Below are 17,445 nucleotides of genomic sequence, written 5' to 3'. Positions count from 1 at the left end.
ATTATTTATTCCAGTAATTGAGCTGATTAATGAGCTGCAGCTTATTAATATTGGTTTGCGTTTTAAGGTTTTTTATAGCAAGATAATTATTAATGGCCAATACCAAATCGGCCACACGTACGTCACCTGTTTGCAGCAGTTGGGTGTCAACTTTTACCAGGCTTTCGGTATATTTCATCTGTTCATCTATCTGGGCTAACAGCTTTTCAGAACCATCAATCTGCTGGTTTAACTGGGCAATCTGCTGGCGGTATTGGGTATCAAAAAATGCTTTGTAGCTGCGCCGGGTATCCTCTTCTAACGACAGCTTACGGTACTGGATTTTGCGCTGACCACCGTCATACAATGGCAGCGTAAAGCTAAAACCAATACTGGCGCCGAAATTTTTATATGCCGGTCCGCTTAAAAAATCGGAGTTATAGCCGCCATCGGCCAGCAGATTGATCTTAGGTTTGTAGCTGAAATCCACCAATGCACGGCTATTCACCAGCTTAAGGCTGTCCGTTTTATACTGGCTGAAAAAGATGCTGTTGCTGATATCGGCCCGAATAGTTTTCTGAATGCCGGGATCCTGTAATTCAATATAGCTGGTATCGGCAATGCCGGTTAAATAGTTAAGTGTAGTATAGTCATTTTTATATTGCAGCCTTGCCTGCGACAGCGTTAGTTCCTGCTGCTTAAGGGTAACCAGAAAGGTAAGGTAATCGCTTTGGCGATAAACATTGGTGCGCGTTAACTTTTTAAGCAGCGCTTCCTCCCGGTTAAGCAGGGTGACCACTTCCTGGTTAAATTTTACCTGTTGCAGGCTGCCAAATGCGGCGATGTATTGCGCGGTGACTGCTTTTTTCAGATCCTGCTCGGATATTTTAGCGGTATTGAGCACCGATTGCGATTGCAGCTTAACTGCGTCGATCTGGGCGGCAATATTTTTTTTGCTATCCAGCGATTGATTAATACCCAATAGTGCGTTGAGCGTATGTTCGTTGGTTATAGCAGGCGCATAACCATAACCGCCGGACACCGGGGCATAAAGTCCTGCACTGTTAGCGCTAACCTGTGGCCTGTAACCTGCCCTGATCCGGAGGCTGTCCAATTGACCTGAAGCAACCTGGTTTTGCAGGTCCTTTAACAGCGGACTGTTGCTTTTGGCAAGCTCCAAATAATGTTCAAGATTGTAGGTTTGTGCCTGTGTAGCAGCACTAAGCAGGCAAAATAAAAAGCCGAAAACCCATTTTATCCGGATGGTCAAAATAATGCGTATTGTTTAAATAATAGCTAAGCTACACGATAATTCTGGAAAAAATTGGTAGGGACAGTGTAACAAATTTAAAAGTTAACCTTGAAGATATGGTAAGGCTCTTCATAACTGTAAACCAGTTGATAACCCAAACTTTCGCAGATCTGTTTGGAGATAGTGAGCCCCAGCCCGCTGCCTTCAGATGTGGATGCTTTATGAAAGCGGGTAAAGATATTTTCAGGATTCAAGGCTATTTGCTCGCCGGTGTTTTTGATTGTTAAATTTTCGGCTGTGAGGCTGATGGTGATTTCGCCGCCGCTTCTGTTATGCCGAACCGCGTTGATGATGAGGTTATTCAACAGGATCTCAATAAGGTAATTGCTGGCTTCAATTTCCTTTTTGGCAATTGTTGAAATAACCGTTATTTCTTTGTCGTTGAAAATATCTTCCAATTGATACAGCAAATCATCTATAAGTTCCTGTAAATCCAGGTGCTGTCGATCGTTCAGTAGTTTGTTCTCAATCTTGACCAGTAATAACAACGATTGATTAAGCCTGCTCAGGCGCGATACCGCGCTGTAAAGGTCATTGAGTAACTTGCTTTGATGCTCGCTAAAGTTTTCTGTCTGGATCAGGGTATCCAGTTTTGAATTGATCACAGCGATAGGGGTAAGCAATTCGTGCGAGGCGTTTTCGGTAAAGGTTTTAAGGTCTTTATAGTCTTTTTTTACCCTTTCGGCCATGGCGGTAACTTCGGCCTGGAGTTCGTTAAACTCGTCGATAGTAGTATTGGGAGATGGCATTTCGCGGCTATCGGTAACGTTGAATAGTTTCAACTCGCTCAGGATACTGTAAAATGGCTGCCAAAGCCGGCTCAATATGAGGCGGTTGGTAATTACCAGCACCAGCAGCAGTAATAAGATAACGCCAATGGTAATGCCGAAGATGATCTGGATCAGGTCTTCAGTTTCTACTTTCGATTCAACTATCAGAATTTTATAATACCTGTCGCCAACTTTTACCGAACTGACCAGGCCGCGACCAGATTCCGGCTCGTCTTTTTCGCGGTAATAAGTAGTGTTAAAAAATTCGCGTTTAACAGAATTGGGTTCGGCCGAAATAAAGGTGATCTGCTGGTCTTTCGAGGCAAAAACCTGGGGCAGGTGGTGATTGAGCTTTACATAATCAAAAACTTCCTGCTCTTCAACCTTAAGTGAATTGTCTTTTTGATTAGTAAGGATGAGGCTGATAGCCTGGTAATAAATAACGCCCGTTATCAGCATGATAACGATAGTAGCAATTAAATTTACCCGGTTATACCTTTCCGAAAGCTTCATTATTGATCGGCAAATTTGTAACCCATACCATAGGCTGCATAAATATAATCCTTACCGCCGGCTTCCATTATTTTTTTGCGGATGTTTTTGATGTGCGAATAAATAAAGTCGAAATTATTGGCCAGGTCGATGCCATCGCCCCATAAATGTTCGGCAATGGCGTTTTTTGAAATTACTTTGCCTTTGTTGGATATGAAATAGATAAGCAAAGCAAACTCTTTACGGGTAAACTTTACAGGGGTTCCGTTTACAGCTACGGTTTTAGCCATCAGGTCGATACTGAGCTCGTTAAAGTTAAGCACGTTGCTGCCATTGAACATTTTACGCCTGATGATGGCAGATACCCTTGCCTTCAATTCCGACAGGTGAAAGGGTTTTACCAGATAATCATCGGCACCCAGGTCAAGGCCCTGGAGGCGGTCATCGAGCGAGTTTTTGGCCGATATGATGAGCACCCCATCGGTGTAATTATTGGCTTTAAGCTTTTTTAATATATCAATACCATTACCGCCGGGCAAGGTGATATCCAGCAGGATACAATCGTAACGGTACAGTTCAACCTTGGCCAGGGCTGCTGCATAGCTGGCCGCGGTTTCGCAAATGTTGCCGGCTTCGGCAAAATATTCTTCAATACTTTCGCGCAGGCCTTCTTCGTCTTCGATGATGAGTATTTTCAAAACGTTTTTTTTGATAAAGTTAAAATGCCAATTTGTACAGATTCTGGATTTTGAGTAGAGCTAACAGCTATCTCACAGATTTTGTACAGAATGCCTAAGCAAATTTGCACTTAGCTTGTTGCAAGTTAAATACAAAATCTGATCATTATGTGGTGGATCTACGCATTACTTTCGGCACTGTTTGCGGCGCTTACAGCCATTTTTGCCAAAATAGGGATTAAAGGAGTTGATACAGATCTTGCTACGGCCATCCGTACCGTCATAATCCTGATCCTGGCCTGGGCCATAGCGCTTTTTAAAGGGAGCCATGGCGGTATGGGCAGTCTTACTAAAACCAACTGGACCTTCCTCATCTTGTCTGGCTGTGCAACCGGCCTTTCGTGGATCTGTTATTTCCGCGCCCTGCAGTTGGGCAAGGTAAGCCAGGTTGCCCCGGTTGATAAACTAAGCGTTGCTTTGGCCATCGCGCTTTCTGTTATTTTTCTGGGCGAACCGTTAACTTTAAAAAACGCTATAGGCGCGCTGCTTATCATCGGCGGCACAATTGTATTGATTTTCTAATCTTTTTGTAACATGCTCATATACAATGTAACAAGCATATATACATAACAAAAACATATTGTAACAAATACACTTCAATACCATTTAATTCAGATTTAATCCAATCTTTCTTATAAAATTTGTGGTTCCAAACACCCGTATTTTATAATGAAGTCTGTTTTTTTGATATTATTTTCTTTTATTTTTATAACCACCTTACACGCCCAAACTGCCCCAGGAGCCAGGGGGAAAATCACCGGTAAAGTTACCGATGCCACTACAAAGCTACCGGTTGACTATGCAACCGTATCTGTATTTAAACAAGGCGCTGCTTCACCCTTCAATGGCATCAGTACCGATCCCAAAGGAAATTTTAGCATAAATAACATCCCCGCCGGGGAGTATAAAATAACAGCCGAATTTTTAGGTTACCAGAAAGCAACTATCGAACATGTAATGGTTAAAGATGGAGCCGTATCATTGGGCGAAATCAAACTGGCGCCGGTTGCTAATGAACTAAAAGGCGTAACCATAACTGCCAAAGTACCTACCGTAGAAAACAGGATTGACAAAATGGTTTACAACCCTCAAAACGATTTAAGTGCACAGGGCGGCGTAGCTATTGACGTATTAAAAAAAGTACCGCAGATCACGGTTGATATTGATGGTAATGTGGAGCTTCAGGGCAATGCCAATATCCGTTTTTTGATCAATGGTAAACCATCAAGCATTTTTGGGGCCAGCCTTGCCGATGCTTTGGCCAGCATCCCGGCCAGCCAGATCAAAAGTATTGAGGTGATTACCAGCCCGGGCGCTAAGTATGACGCGGCCGGTACGGGAGGTATCGTAAACATTATCCTGAAAGACAGCAAAGTGCAGGGCATTAACGGCAGCGTTAACCTATCGGCAGGTACCCGCCGCGAAAACGGCTCATTTAACCTGAATGCCCGCAAAGGCAATTTTGGCGTGAATGCTTTTTTTAGCGGTAATGCCCAAATTAATACTAATGCACCTAATACCCGTAACCGCGTATCAACTGATTCGGCCAATAATAAAACTACCTTGTTCCAGCAGGGAAGTAATAACTTTAAACGTAATGGTTACGAATCAGGGATCAATTTTTCGTGGGATATTACCCCTAAAGATCAGCTGACCGCAGGTGTGGGCTTTAATCATTTTGGTAACCATGGCAACGGAATTACCAACCAGGATCAAAGCGAGGTTGACGCAGCAGGTAACCCAATATCTGATATCAGGAGTATCCGTAACTCAAGCAGTAAATTCAGTGGCTACTCAACCGATGTAAGTTTGAATTACAAAAAAACTTTCGCCAAAGAAGGACAGGAGCTTGATGTATTATATTCATCAAGTTTTGGCCGTAATTCGTTCAGTTCATTTCAGCGGCAGGATTATGATTCGGGCATAACCTCATCCGGTATCTCCAACAACAATCCGGGTAAGGACAGGGAAACCGATATCTCTGTTGACTATACGCAGCCGGTAAGCAAAAACTTTACACTTGAAACAGGCGGCAAGCTTGTATTTAACCATATCAACAATAACGTTATAACGGATACGCTTTTTGGCGGTAATACCTTTGTGCCCAACCCAAGCCAAACCTATGGTTTTACTTACGACCGTAAAGTGTATGCCTATTACCTGTCGGCCTCAACATCGGTATTTGATAAGTTTTTGGATGTGAAAGCTGGTTTAAGGGATGAGTATACCACTACTACAGCCGATTTTCAGGGTGTAAATATCCCTTCTTATAATATCCTTGCGCCATCATTGGTTTTCTCTCATAAGTTTGGAAACGGCGGCGAATCACTTAAATTAAGCTACACCCGCCGCATTCAACGCCCTGATTACGGCGACCTGAACCCTTTCCTGAATATCAGCGACCCGCATAATATCAGTACCGGTAACCCAAATCTTAAACCCGAAAAGGGCGACAACTTTGAGTTGGGTTATAACAAATCATATGATAAGGGAGCCAATATCAACATAGCGGCCTTCTATCGCCGTAATACTGATGATATTCAACAGTTCACTACCTTTTATTCCACGTTTGACGTGAATGGTACAATGTATACCGATGTGTCATTGAACCAGCGTTATAATATAGGTTCGGAAGAGCGCATCGGTATCAATATTTATGCTTCGGTGCCGGTAACCAGTAAGCTAAGCCTGCGTACCAATATGATTTTCAGCGACAGGCGCAGCACCAACCCTGGTTTCGCCAATGTAAGTGCCTTCGCGTACCGCCTTAACCTCAACGCGCAATATAGCTTTGGTCATGATTTGAGCGCCGAGTTTTTTGGTAACTACAATTCATCGCAAAAGGGCATCCAGGGTACCAATCCCAAATTTGTGTTTTACAATTTCGCCATGCGCAAAATGTTCATGAACAAAAAAGCCAGTATTGGGCTTACAGCTACCAATCCGTTTGCCAAATATGTGAGTCAAAGCTCATCAACCTTTGGCAGCAACTTTTATTCAACCAACCTGAGGCTGGTGCCGGTACAGTCGTTCGGCATAAGCCTGAGCTATAAGTTTGGCAAGCTTGAATTTAAGAAGGATCGGGAAAAAGATAGAAACAATGATCAGGATAATAATGGAGGTGACAATGGCCCTCAAACTGATAAGGGGAAATAACCTCACCTAAATCCTCTCCAAAGGAGAGGGCTTTAAAAACAAAAAAGCGATGAGTTATCATCGCTTTTTTGTTTAAAATATCTATTTAAAGGCTTCTCCTTTGGAGAGGGTTGGGTGAGGTTACCCGTTCTTGATCAAAATACTTTCAATGATCAGCGTTGTATCTTCACAGCTGTCGGTAGCAGTTTCCATGGCTGCAAAAACATCGGTATATTTAATTAATTCAATCGGATCTTTTTCATTATTAAGCAGATCGGCAAAGGCTTTATTGTGAACTGAATCGGCCTGGGCTTCCAGTTTTTTGATATTGCTGCAAAGCTCAAAGATCTCAGCCGATTTGTTCAGGTTATTCATCGCGTTTACCGCTTTTTCAAGCTCTGTACTGGTCTTAAGGATCAGCGCGGCCAAATCTATCATTGGCTGGGTAATAACAGGCACGTTGTAAAGGTTGATCCTGCGGGCCGCCATGGTAATGCTATCGGCTACGTCATCAATAGCCGATGCCAGATCGCACATATCCTTACGGTTAAATGGAGAGATCAGCATCCGGCCCGATTCTGAAAATACCCTGTGGGTAACTTCGTAACTTTTAAATTTCAGCTTATCAATATGCGCAAAATTAAACTTTTGCTCATATGATGTTGGGGCGTTAACGGCTTCATTCAGTAGCCTGGCCATTTCGGTAACATTGGCTACAGCAGTGTTGAACAAATCGTAAAAAACCTGGTTTGAGTTTGGAAATATCGATTTTGAGTTAGTGCTCTTCATTGATCTGTCTTATCAGTCCGTGAATTTACAGTAGTTATATTCAGTGGATTTTAAAATATGTTACTATAAATTATTCAGCGGATAAAAGTAACCATTAATACAATGCCAAATGTTAAGTTAATGTTAAGAATGGTTAGGCCAATGTAATAAAACAAAATTAATGAGATTATAACTTGTTGATTTAAAGTAAAAAGAAACCCGTATATTGAATGAAGAAAATTGTGTAACATTTAAGTTTAATTAAAACAATCCTGCCATCTGCAGTATTGTATTTGTATTAGTCAATCCAATTATGAAAGCCGGGGAAAAGCATTATAAATGCGTAAACAGCAAAACAGGTTACGCCATTTATTACCATTCGCTGGGTAGGGAGCTCAGCAATGAAGAAGTGAAAGCCGAATTAGAAAAAATACGTGCGCGTGTAGCTATTCAAAACGGTATTTACCTTGAAACACTTTACTGGGAAGAAATGAAGCAGGATGCTGAACTGACGCAATAGCAGGCGCGGTTTTGCAAGGGGGTATAACTAATTTAAAATGAGTGTTTTTGCAAATAAATACTTATATTTAATTGCCATTATATAACCAGTCTAACCTGCTATTATTCCCGCTTATGAAAAAGATAGTTTTATCGCTGTTAGCGGCATGGTGTTGCTCTGTGCCTGTTTTTTCACAAAATAATAAGCCGGTTTCACCTTCCGTTCCTTTAGATGCTGTGGTATCGCGCCTGCAAACTTTATCGGCCAGTAAAGCGGTTGAAAAAGTGTACCTGCATTTAAATAAACCTAATTACAATGCAGGCGATACCATATACTTTAAAGCATATGTAACCCTGGGCGAACAGCATGAGCCTTCAAAGTTAAGCGGCATGTTGCATGTCGACCTGGTTAACCCCTCCGATTCTCTGCTGCAAACAATCCCGCTGCAAGTGGTTAATGGCTTGGCCGCAGGTGATTTTAGTCTTCCCGGTATCTTGCCCGGAGGGGCCTATCGTATCAGGGCGTATACTAAGTGGATGATCAATAACGGGCAGAATTTATTTGACCGGCAGGTAAACGTCAATGGGAAGGCATTTGCGGGCAATAAAGCGTTAGTGGTTAGAGCAGGTAAACCTAACATCGCTTTTTTTCCGGAAGGGGGAAGTTTTGTAAACGGTATACCAACCAAGCTGGCCTTTAAAGCGGTAAGTGCAAACGGGCCGGGGCTTGATGTTAAAGGTGTTGTGGTTGATAACTCCAATGCCGAAGTAACCAGGTTTGAATCGAAACACCTGGGCATGGGACTTATATTTATTACTGCCGAAGCAGGTAAAACTTATAAAGCTAATTTAACCTATGCCGATGGTACCAAAGCGATAGTGGATTTACCGAAAGCCGATAACGAGGGGATCACATTGATGGTTAACAATGATAATCCGGATAAACTTGGCATTGAAATAAATGCCAATAAAGCTTATTACCTTAAAAATAAGAACAAAGAAATAGGTATAATTATTTATTCGGCCGGTAGTATCCGCTCGGTAAAAACCGTGCTTGATAACCAGGTGCTCGACCTAAATCTTAATAAAAAAGATTTTAAAACAGGTATAACCCGGATAACGCTTTTTTCGGAGCAGGGCGAACCATTGAATGAGCGCCTGGTATTTATCCAAAATCCCGACCTGTTAACGATTACATCTGTTAGCGATAACCCTTTATACCCGGTAAGAGGAAAGGTGCATATTGCTATCAATACTAAAAACAAAAATGGAGAGGCGGTAAAAAGCTATTTATCAGCATCAGTTATTGATGCCGGTAAAGTATCTGTAACCGGGGACGATGAAAATAGCATATTATCAAGTCTGCTGCTAACTTCTGATCTGAAAGGGACAATTGAGCAGCCCGATTATTATTTTGCTGATGTTAACAATGATACCCGGTCTAACCTGGATGTATTGATGTTAACCCAGGGGTACCGCCACTTTGAGTGGAAGCAAGTGCTCAATGATAACAATACCGCCGTAGCGTATACTGCCGAAAACGGTTTCGATGTATCGGGCCAGGTGAAAACAATTTCGGGGAAGCCGGTTGATGGCGGTATGGTAACCCTGATGCCGCAGGCAGGCGGGGCTTTATTAACACAAACCACCGATCTGGATGGTAATTTTACTTTCAAAAACCTGGTTTATGATGATAAAACCCCGTTCATGATCCAGGCTAAAACAGCCGAAGGGAAAAGTAATACCAAAATATCCATTTCTCTGGCAAAGGCATTAACAAATATTAAAACCGGAGATTTGATGGGCCCGGCACAGGGGGTAAACGGTGCGGGCTTTGATAAAACAACGCAACAGCCGGTTTACATAGCTGATGCGAATAGCAGGGCACTTAATGCGGTTACTATTAATGAAAGAGGTATTAATGCCGGTAAACTTACTACAGAGGTTTTGGGGAAAAATAACCTGCGAGACCAAAGCACCCTGTCAAACGGGTTGCAGGGCCGTTTAAATGGTGTTGTTTTGAGGCAAGGCGTACCCTACCTGGCCGATAAGGTGAACCCGGCCATGCAGGGAGGGCCAATGTTGATCGTAGTTGATGATACCGTAATACCGGCCGGAACAAGTATCGATAATTACAATGCTGCTGATGTTGAAAGTGTAAATGTGTTAAAAAATAACGATGCTACCATATATGGTGTAAGAGGGGCAAATGGGGTATTGGTGCTCAAATTGCGGAAAACTCAAGCTCCGGTTGTTTCAAATAATGTGATGTCGCCAGGCTTACTGTATTTTACAGCAAGGGGTTTTTACAAAGCCCGTACCTTTTATTCACCGGTTTATGAAGCATCAACAGGTGCTGATAAGAAACCTGACGCAAGAACCGCTATATACTGGAACCCCGATATTGTAACCGACAAAGATGGCAATGCCTCGTTTGATTTTTTTAATGCAGATAGCAAAGGTAATTACCGTTTGGTGATGGAGGGTATTGATGAAGCAGGCAATATAGGACGGAGCATATTAACTTATAAGGTACAATGATGCCGGCGCATAAAAAACCCTGCCATGGTAGGCAGGGTAAAAAAACCACAACAATTGTTTAACCTTTGGGCTATGAATCCCTCCGGTCGATTCCTAATTGCAATATGATCTTTCAATTATTAAACAATATAAAATCAAAATAGTTTAACCATCAGGTGTTTATTTTCAGTGTTTTATGTGTTAAAATCACCTCTCGAAGGTATTTAAACGAATAGTTGTTTTTAAACCAAATTTCAATCTATCTTTATATTAAACAATTTATGAGAAATCTTATGAAAAAATCATTTCAGCTTAAAGCAGCATTCCTGTTTGCTTTCGCCTTATTAGTATCAGCGGTAACCTTTGCCCAGGACAAACCAGCAAGCCCGCGCGATAGCGTTAGCGGTACAGCGGCTGGTTCAACTATTACTATTAACTATGGCAGCCCATCGGTTAAAGGCCGTAAAATTTGGGGAGGTCTTGAAGCTTACGGTAAAGTATGGCGTGCAGGTGCTAACGAGGCCACAACTTTTACAACAACAAAAGATATCAAAGTTGAGGGTAAACCACTGGCAGCGGGTACTTATAGCTTCTTCCTGGTCCCTGCCGAAAACGGTACCTGGACAGCTATCTTTAACAAAGTGGCCAAACAATGGGGCGCGTTTAAATACGATGAGTCAAAAGACGCCCTGCGTGTAAACGTAAAAACCAAAGCCGCGCCGATGCACGAAAGATTAGTTTATACAGTTGATGCAAAAAGCTTTTGCATGTTCTGGGATAAGATTGTAGTGCCGGTGTCTGTAAGTAAATGATATTCAGTAACCTTATTTTTCACAATTTTGAAAGCCTCCTGCCAAGGGGGCTTTTTCTATTACCCGGGTTTTTAGCGCGCAAAAGCATTCTTTTTTAAACCTGAACCCTAAAGCCCTATATTTACCTTAGATAATGCGCTACCCAACCAACAAAAAACCTGTACTAAAAAGGATCATCGCGATAATATCATTGGCATTGGTTATTTTTTTGCTGATGCTGTTTACTGATCACCCGGCCGCTGTTGAACGTTATTATGCCAATGGTTTTTACATTATTATTTGCCGGGTTTTTCATTCCGTTTTAAACGTATTTCCGTTTAGTGTTGGCGACATTATATATATAGCCGTGGTTATTTATTTGATCTATGCGGTGATCAGGCTAATTGCCCTGCTGTTTAAAAAAAGGTTCCAAATGGCGGGGAGACTTTTTTTAGGATTGGTTATAGGTATACAGGCGGGCATTGTGGCTTTTTATTTGTTGTGGGGAATGAACTATTTCAGGCTGCCGGCCTCCGAGCGGCTTGGGCTCAGCGACACGGCTTTTACAACCGCCGATCTTAAAGCCGTAACCCGCATCCTGATTGACAGCGCCAACGTTACCCGTGCACGGCTTACACCGGCCGACTGGGCCCAAAGTAATACCCATATTTATAATACAGCACGGCATGCAATCGGCGTACTCAGTAAAGATTCTGTTAATTTCAGGGCTTATAATCCTGATATTAAACCATCGATATTGACGCCCTTATTAAATTATATTGGCACCTCGGGCTATTATAACCCTTTCACCTCCGAAGCCCAGGTAAATTACCAGATGCCCATTTTTAACCGGCCCTTTGTGGTATGTCATGAGATGTCGCACCAGATGGGATATGGAGCAGAGGATGAAGCTGATTTTGCAGGTTTTGTCGTAGCCGTAAAATCACATGACAGGTTACTGCGTTATTCGGCATATCATCTCGCCGTGCAGGAGTTCATGCATTCGCTTGGTGCCCGTGATACCCTTGCTCATAAAGAACTCAAAGCACTCATCAGTAAAGATGTACGCGGCGATTATATCACCGAGCGTAATTACTGGCTGGCCTACGAAAACAAGCTGGGCGCCATAAGCAGTATTTTTTACGATAATTTCCTGAAAGCCAACAACCAGCCCCAGGGCCTCGAAACCTATAACCGCATGGTGTTGTTAGCTATGGCGTGGTATAGGGGTAAGTGGGTTCATTAATAGTTCATAGTTGATGGTTCATGGATCATGGCCGAATTTGAATCTCGTTAGTGATTACCACTAATTGCCATGAACCATTAACTATGAACCATGATCTCTTTCATAAACAAAAAAAATGCGTTCCGTATCTCACCCCGGAACGCACACAATATCACGTCTCAAATGATATTGAATCAACTAAATCTCAGATATCATCTTAAATGCGTACCCAAGCTCTTTATATTCGGATACCGGAGTGGAAACCGGTACAGAAATTTATCAAATGTTAACTGTACAGTTTTAAAGTACAGCAAATAATTACCTCAAAAAGCCGATTGTAAATATTTGAATAAAAACGGCGCTGCTATGTAATTATTATGAATTAATCTCCAAATTTACCTCAAAATCTTTAAAAAGCCTCGTTTACTTCACATTTATATGGATAAATTGTTTGGTAAAATTGCTGTTACTATAAAAGCAAATTTTATTATTGTTTCAATGTTTCTTCCTGCTTTGGTTTTTGCTCAAAAAATTAATCAAAAGGAAATAAAACGGGAGAAAACATTAGCAAAGTCAGTAACCATTATCAGGGATAATTGGGGAGTTCCTCACATTTATGGAAAAACAGATGCAGCTGTTGTTTTCGGATTGATGTATGCCCAGTGCGAAGATAACTTTAAAGGCATTGAACGTAACTACCTTTACCAGTTAGGTAAACAGACCGAGGTTGACGGCGAAACTAATTTATATACCGATGTGCAGCTGCAACTGATTGCCGATAGTGCCGACGCCATCAAAGATTACAAAACAAGCGCCCCTTGGTTCCGGAAACTATTGGATGCTTTTGCCGATGGCATTAATTATTACCTGTACAAACATCCCGAAGTAAAACCCAAAGTATTTAAACATTTTGAACCCTGGTATGCGTTGATGTTTACCGATGGCAGCGTTGCCGCTACCGAAACCGGGGGCATTAAACTAAGCGAAACCAACGACTTTTACAGTACCGCCCCCGAAAAGCTTGGCGCGGTAACCGGCCAGCCTGTAAAAAATATTTATGATATGGTGAACGAGCGCGAAACCGGTTCAAATGGCTTTGCTATAGCACCATCCAAATCGGCATCGGGCCATGCTTTGTTGTATATCAATCCGCATGTGCCGTTCTATTTCCGCAGTGAGGTTGAGCTGGTAAGCGATGAAGGCCTTAATGCGTACGGGGCCGTTACCTGGGGCCAGTTTTTTATTTACCAGGGCTTTAACCAGCATTGCGGATGGATGCATACCAGTGCCTATGCCGATGTGGCCGATCTTTACGCCGAAAAGGTGAGCAAAAAGGATGGTAAATGGTATTACGAATATGATGGTAAGCTAAGGCCCGTTATCACCCGCGAACTATCTTTCAAAATAAAGCATAGCGATGAGATTGAACAGCGCTCTATAACAGGCTATTATACCCATCATGGCCCGGTGCTGGGTGCAAGGGATGGTAAATGGCTGGCACTTAAAGCCAACAACCGTTCATACAATGCCCTGGTTGAGTCATGGCTGATAACCAAAGCCAACAACCTGACCGAATATAAAAAGGCCATGAACATGGTATCAAACGCTACAAACAGTACTGTTTACGCCGATGATAAAGGGAATACCATTTTTTGGTACGGCAATTATATTCCTAAACGCAACCCTAAATACGACTGGAGCCTGCCGGTTGATGGCAGCACATCAGCTACCGAATGGCAAGGTATCCACAAGCTGAGCGAGATCATCACTATTACCAACCCCGCCACCGGGTGGGTCCAGAACTGTAATTCAACGCCGTATACGGCTTCGGGCACGTCAAGTCCGAATAAAAGTAAATACCCGGTTTACATGGCCCCCGACGGTGAAAACTACCGCGCGGTAACTGCTATCAGGATTTTAAAAGATGCGAAAAACCTTACGCTTGATGACCTGGTAGCTAAAGGGTATGACCACCATCTCGCTGCTTTTGACGATCTGTTACCATCACTTTTCAAAGCTTATGACGCCGCTCCCGATTCGGTTAAGCAATCGCTTGCCGGGCCAATAAAGGTCCTGCAGTTGTGGGACAGGAATACCGCTATCCATTCGGTAGCCAGTTCGCTTGCTATTGAATGGGGCACCCTGATGATGAAAGCGCTGCCCCCGCCTCAAACCGATCAGGAAAGCACTTTTATTACCCGGCGCTTTCAAACGCTGGTTAAAACCATAAGTCCGGCGCAGCAGTTGGCCTGGTTAAACGATGTACTTCAAAATTTGCAAAGCCGTTTTGGTACCTGGAAAGTGGAGTGGGGGGAGATGAACCGTTACCAGCGCCCGGATGATGGCATTAGCTTTGATGATAATAAACCCAGTATCCCGGTTGGTTTAACAGGATCGGGCTTTGGACAGCTGCCATCGTTCCAGAGCCGTACCATGAACACCAACAAGCGGTATGGATATTCGGGCAATAGTTTTATCGCTGTTGTGGAATTTGGTACACGGTTAAGGGCTAAAAGCATCGTAAACGGCGGCAGCTCTTTTGACCCTGCATCAAAAAACTTCACCGATCAGGAGCAGGGCATTATTGACGGTAAATTTAAGGACGTGCTGTTTTACAAAAAAGATGTTTTAAAGCATGCGCAGCGCACCTATCATCCCGGCGACTATTTTAAATAGTATAAAAAGTATATTTGGTAAGTTAAAAAATGAAGAGAACCCTGTTAATTGCCTTATTGTTGTTTTGTGGCGCAACGTTGTTCGCCCAAAGCATAACCATTAATGATCTGGCAAATATCTCCAATCTTTCAAACGCCGAAGCACACAACTATCTTACCCTCGGAAAAAAATTCAAGCGCCAGTATCTCCAGGATGTTAATGGCAACAGCATTGAGCACCTGAACAGGATAGGGCCGGATAATAAGGAAGAAACTATTGTAATAGGCGTTAACAGCAAGCTAAGCAGCGGGGCTATATTGCGCACCGTTACCTACGCCACTTCTACACCGCAACACATCATTAATTTAATAGGCCAGGCAAAACACATGGGCCTGATCATGAAACTCCACGGTTCTGATATTAAAAACGATATCTATCTGTTTGATAATGATTTTTTCCATATCGTAATATTCCTTAATCACGATAATATCTCCGGCTCGGTAGAAGTGCACCAAAAGGAATATTTAGGTTTTGATTGATTCTGAACCGTGATTTTCGGGATTTAAGGATTGCCGGGATAATAGTCGAAATATCCCTGGTTATTTAAAATTCCGTCCATTTAACAAATTCAAAAAACAGTTCAGACAAAAATCCTGTCCATCTAATAGATTCCTTAAAAATCCCGGTTCAGAAAAAATCATGACAATCCTTAGATCCTGAAAATCATGGTTCTGATCTATGCCAAAATAGTTGAACATTTTGTTTAATTCCCGATAACTATTTACCTGCAAACCTTATTTCTTTGTATTACCGATATAAACTTTTTTGAGAGCTATTCTATGAGTAAGCGATACTGTTTAACCCTCGATCTGAAAGATGACGCGGCACTCATTGCCGAATACGAAAAATATCACCAGGCTATTTGGCCCGAAATTCATGACAGCATTATCGCCAAAGGAATCACCAAAATGGAGATATACCGTTTTGATACCCGCATGTTCATGATCATGGAGGTTGATGATACTTTCAGTTTCGATAAATCGGCAGCTTTAGATGCGGCGAACTCTAAAGTAAAGGAATGGGAAGATTTGATGTGGGGATTTCAGTCGCCGGTAAAAAATGCGCCCGCAGGTGCAAAATGGGTTTTAATGGACAAAATTTTCTCCTTATAAATAGAATAGTTATGCTAAAGAAACTACAATTACTGTTGATGTTTGTATTGCTGATGGCCCCATCGGTATTTGCACAAAAAATGATAGGCACCGAAACCGACGCCCAGAAAGAGAAACGCATGGAATGGTGGAAGGACGACCGCTTCGGCATGTTCATTCACTGGGGCCTGTACTCGCAGGCCGCCCGTCACGAATGGGTAAAGCATAACGAAAAAATTGATAATGCAGGTTACCAGAAATATTTCGACCAGTTTAACCCTGATCTTTTTGATCCGCAGAAATGGGCAAAGCAGGCCAAAGCGGCAGGGATGAAATATGCTGTGCTGACCACCAAGCACCACGAAGGATTTTGCCTGTTCGATTCAAAATTTACCGATTATAAAGCTCCCAATACCAAAGCCAAACGCGACCTGGTACGTGAATATGTGAACGCTTTCAGGGCACAGGGTTTAAAAGTGGGTTTTTATTATTCACTGTTAGACTGGCACCATCCCGATTATATAATAGATGAGCATCATCCGCAGTCACCTGCCGATAAAAGTGATGCATCATACGCTAAGCTGAACAAAGGGCGTGATATGGCCAAATACCGCCAGTACATGCGCGATCAGATCACCGAACTACTAACCAAATACGGTAAAATCGATATCCTTTGGCTTGATTTTTCATTCCCGCGCAAAGATGGGCATGGTAAAGGTAAAGACGATTGGGGATCAGTTGAATTACTAAAGCTGATCAGGAAGTTACAGCCAGGCATCATTGTAGATAATCGCCTTAACCTGGAAGAGTATAAAGACGGCGCCGATTTTGAAACCCCTGAACAGGTAAGCACCGCCGAGTTAGCTAAATACCGCGGCAAAACCTGGGAAACCTGCCAAACCTTTTCGGGTTCATGGGGGTACTACCGCGATGAAAATACCTGGAAAACCCATCGTCAATTGCTCGACCTGTTAATTACTTCGGTAAGCAATGGCGGTAACCTGATCCTGAACGTAGGGCCAACCGCCCGCGGCGAGTTTGACTATCGTGCTACCCGCGCGCTGGATAGCCTGGCTTATTGGATGCACGCCAACAGCAAATCGGTATACAATTGTACGTTTGCTTCTGATACTTATAAAATACCCGAGGGAACCAAGCTTACTTATAACAAAGCCGCCGGTAAACTGTATATACATTTGTTTAACTATCCGCAAGGCAAACTGGTATTGCCCGGCTACAAAGGCAAGATTAAATACGCGCAGTTTTTAAATGACAGCTCGGAGCTTTTATATAAGGATGGCAGCGGTGACGACCTGGAGTTAACGCTCCCCGCACAAAGGCCGCCGTATGAAATTCCGGTAATTGAACTTACGCTTCAGCAATAAGCAAAAAAATATTGTCCTTACTAAAAA

General features: G+C 42.7%; 14 protein-coding genes. 10 read left to right on the top strand and 4 right to left on the bottom strand.

What is annotated here, in order from left to right; genetic code table 11:
• Nucleotide 1 precedes the first annotated feature (1 nt).
• From IEX80_RS13980 to IEX80_RS13970, 3 genes are all read right to left on the bottom strand, one after another.
• Nucleotides 2-1,249 (bottom strand): TolC family protein, encoded by a 1,248-nt coding sequence (locus IEX80_RS13980; protein WP_188833268.1) that lies wholly within the window; start codon nt 1,247-1,249, stop codon nt 2-4.
• A gap of 77 nt (nt 1,250-1,326) precedes the next feature.
• On the bottom strand, nt 1,327-2,574 hold the full coding sequence (locus IEX80_RS13975; protein WP_188833267.1) for a sensor histidine kinase: 1,248 nt from the start codon (nt 2,572-2,574) through the stop codon (nt 1,327-1,329).
• The gene (locus IEX80_RS13970) at nt 2,574-3,251 is read right to left on the bottom strand and encodes a response regulator transcription factor (protein WP_188833266.1); all 678 of its coding nucleotides are present in this window, start codon (nt 3,249-3,251) and stop codon (nt 2,574-2,576) included. Before IEX80_RS13970 ends, IEX80_RS13975 begins: the two co-directional genes overlap by 1 nt.
• A 147-nt stretch (nt 3,252-3,398) precedes the next feature.
• Here IEX80_RS13970 and IEX80_RS13965 point away from each other — a divergent pair, with 147 nt between their 5' ends.
• Nucleotides 3,399-3,812 carry an EamA family transporter gene (locus IEX80_RS13965; protein ID WP_188833265.1) on the top strand — a complete coding sequence of 138 codons (414 nt, stop codon included), beginning with the start codon at nt 3,399-3,401 and terminating at the stop codon, nt 3,810-3,812.
• Between the two features lie 147 nt (nt 3,813-3,959).
• The gene (locus tag IEX80_RS13960; RefSeq protein WP_188833264.1) at nt 3,960-6,446 is read left to right on the top strand and encodes a TonB-dependent receptor; all 2,487 of its coding nucleotides are present in this window, start codon (nt 3,960-3,962) and stop codon (nt 6,444-6,446) included.
• Between the two features lie 120 nt (nt 6,447-6,566).
• On the opposite strand, the gene IEX80_RS13955 is transcribed toward IEX80_RS13960, so the two are convergent.
• Complete coding sequence (locus tag IEX80_RS13955; protein WP_090528277.1) at nt 6,567-7,214, bottom strand: DUF47 domain-containing protein; 648 nt, start codon at nt 7,212-7,214, stop codon at nt 6,567-6,569.
• A gap of 292 nt (nt 7,215-7,506) precedes the next feature.
• Between IEX80_RS13955 and IEX80_RS13950 the strand changes: the two genes are divergently transcribed.
• From IEX80_RS13950 to IEX80_RS13915, 8 genes are all read left to right on the top strand, one after another.
• Nucleotides 7,507-7,713, top strand: coding sequence for a hypothetical protein (locus IEX80_RS13950; RefSeq protein ID WP_090528273.1), 207 nt, complete (start codon nt 7,507-7,509; stop codon nt 7,711-7,713).
• Between the two features lie 113 nt (nt 7,714-7,826).
• Nucleotides 7,827-10,232 carry a TonB-dependent receptor gene (locus tag IEX80_RS13945; RefSeq protein ID WP_188833263.1) on the top strand — a complete coding sequence of 802 codons (2,406 nt, stop codon included), beginning with the start codon at nt 7,827-7,829 and terminating at the stop codon, nt 10,230-10,232.
• A 272-nt stretch (nt 10,233-10,504) separates the two neighbouring features.
• Entirely contained in the window at nt 10,505-11,023 is a 519-nt protein-coding gene (locus tag IEX80_RS13940; protein ID WP_090528267.1) for a DUF2911 domain-containing protein, read from the top strand.
• A gap of 133 nt (nt 11,024-11,156) precedes the next feature.
• Nucleotides 11,157-12,248: a DUF3810 domain-containing protein gene (locus tag IEX80_RS13935; protein WP_188833262.1), complete on the top strand. Its 1,092-nt coding sequence runs from the start codon at nt 11,157-11,159 to the stop codon at nt 12,246-12,248.
• A 417-nt stretch (nt 12,249-12,665) separates the two neighbouring features.
• Entirely contained in the window at nt 12,666-14,903 is a 2,238-nt protein-coding gene (locus tag IEX80_RS13930; protein WP_188833261.1) for a penicillin acylase family protein, read from the top strand.
• A 29-nt stretch (nt 14,904-14,932) separates the two neighbouring features.
• Complete coding sequence (locus IEX80_RS13925) at nt 14,933-15,421, top strand: hypothetical protein (RefSeq protein WP_188833260.1); 489 nt, start codon at nt 14,933-14,935, stop codon at nt 15,419-15,421.
• Nucleotides 15,422-15,721: 300 nt separating this feature from the next.
• Complete coding sequence (locus tag IEX80_RS13920; RefSeq protein ID WP_188833259.1) at nt 15,722-16,054, top strand: L-rhamnose mutarotase; 333 nt, start codon at nt 15,722-15,724, stop codon at nt 16,052-16,054.
• Between the two features lie 11 nt (nt 16,055-16,065).
• Nucleotides 16,066-17,418: an alpha-L-fucosidase gene (locus IEX80_RS13915; protein WP_188833258.1), complete on the top strand. Its 1,353-nt coding sequence runs from the start codon at nt 16,066-16,068 to the stop codon at nt 17,416-17,418.
• The last annotated feature ends 27 nt before the right edge of the window (nt 17,419-17,445 follow it).

The organism is Mucilaginibacter rubeus (assembly GCF_014643835.1).
GTDB lineage: Bacteria > Bacteroidota > Bacteroidia > Sphingobacteriales > Sphingobacteriaceae > Mucilaginibacter > Mucilaginibacter rubeus.
The sequence above is the reverse complement of the archived record's forward strand: the minus strand, read 5'-3'. Positions and strand labels throughout refer to the sequence as shown.

Excerpts from the sequence above, each read along its gene's own strand:
- IEX80_RS13930 (WP_188833261.1), top strand. The coding sequence starts at position 12,666 with ATGGATAAATTGTTTGGTAAAATTGCTGTTACTATAAAAGCAAATTTT.
- IEX80_RS13945 (WP_188833263.1), top strand. The coding sequence starts at position 7,827 with ATGAAAAAGATAGTTTTATCGCTGTTAGCGGCATGGTGTTGCTCTGTG.
- IEX80_RS13975 (WP_188833267.1), bottom strand. The coding sequence starts at position 2,574 with ATGAAGCTTTCGGAAAGGTATAACCGGGTAAATTTAATTGCTACTATC.
- IEX80_RS13925 (WP_188833260.1), top strand. The coding sequence starts at position 14,933 with ATGAAGAGAACCCTGTTAATTGCCTTATTGTTGTTTTGTGGCGCAACG.
- IEX80_RS13955 (WP_090528277.1), bottom strand. The coding sequence starts at position 7,214 with ATGAAGAGCACTAACTCAAAATCGATATTTCCAAACTCAAACCAGGTT.
- IEX80_RS13915 (WP_188833258.1), top strand. The coding sequence starts at position 16,066 with ATGCTAAAGAAACTACAATTACTGTTGATGTTTGTATTGCTGATGGCC.
- IEX80_RS13965 (WP_188833265.1), top strand. The coding sequence starts at position 3,399 with ATGTGGTGGATCTACGCATTACTTTCGGCACTGTTTGCGGCGCTTACA.
- IEX80_RS13935 (WP_188833262.1), top strand. The coding sequence starts at position 11,157 with ATGCGCTACCCAACCAACAAAAAACCTGTACTAAAAAGGATCATCGCG.
- IEX80_RS13920 (WP_188833259.1), top strand. The coding sequence starts at position 15,722 with ATGAGTAAGCGATACTGTTTAACCCTCGATCTGAAAGATGACGCGGCA.
- IEX80_RS13960 (WP_188833264.1), top strand. The coding sequence starts at position 3,960 with ATGAAGTCTGTTTTTTTGATATTATTTTCTTTTATTTTTATAACCACC.
- IEX80_RS13950 (WP_090528273.1), top strand. The coding sequence starts at position 7,507 with ATGAAAGCCGGGGAAAAGCATTATAAATGCGTAAACAGCAAAACAGGT.
- IEX80_RS13940 (WP_090528267.1), top strand. The coding sequence starts at position 10,505 with ATGAAAAAATCATTTCAGCTTAAAGCAGCATTCCTGTTTGCTTTCGCC.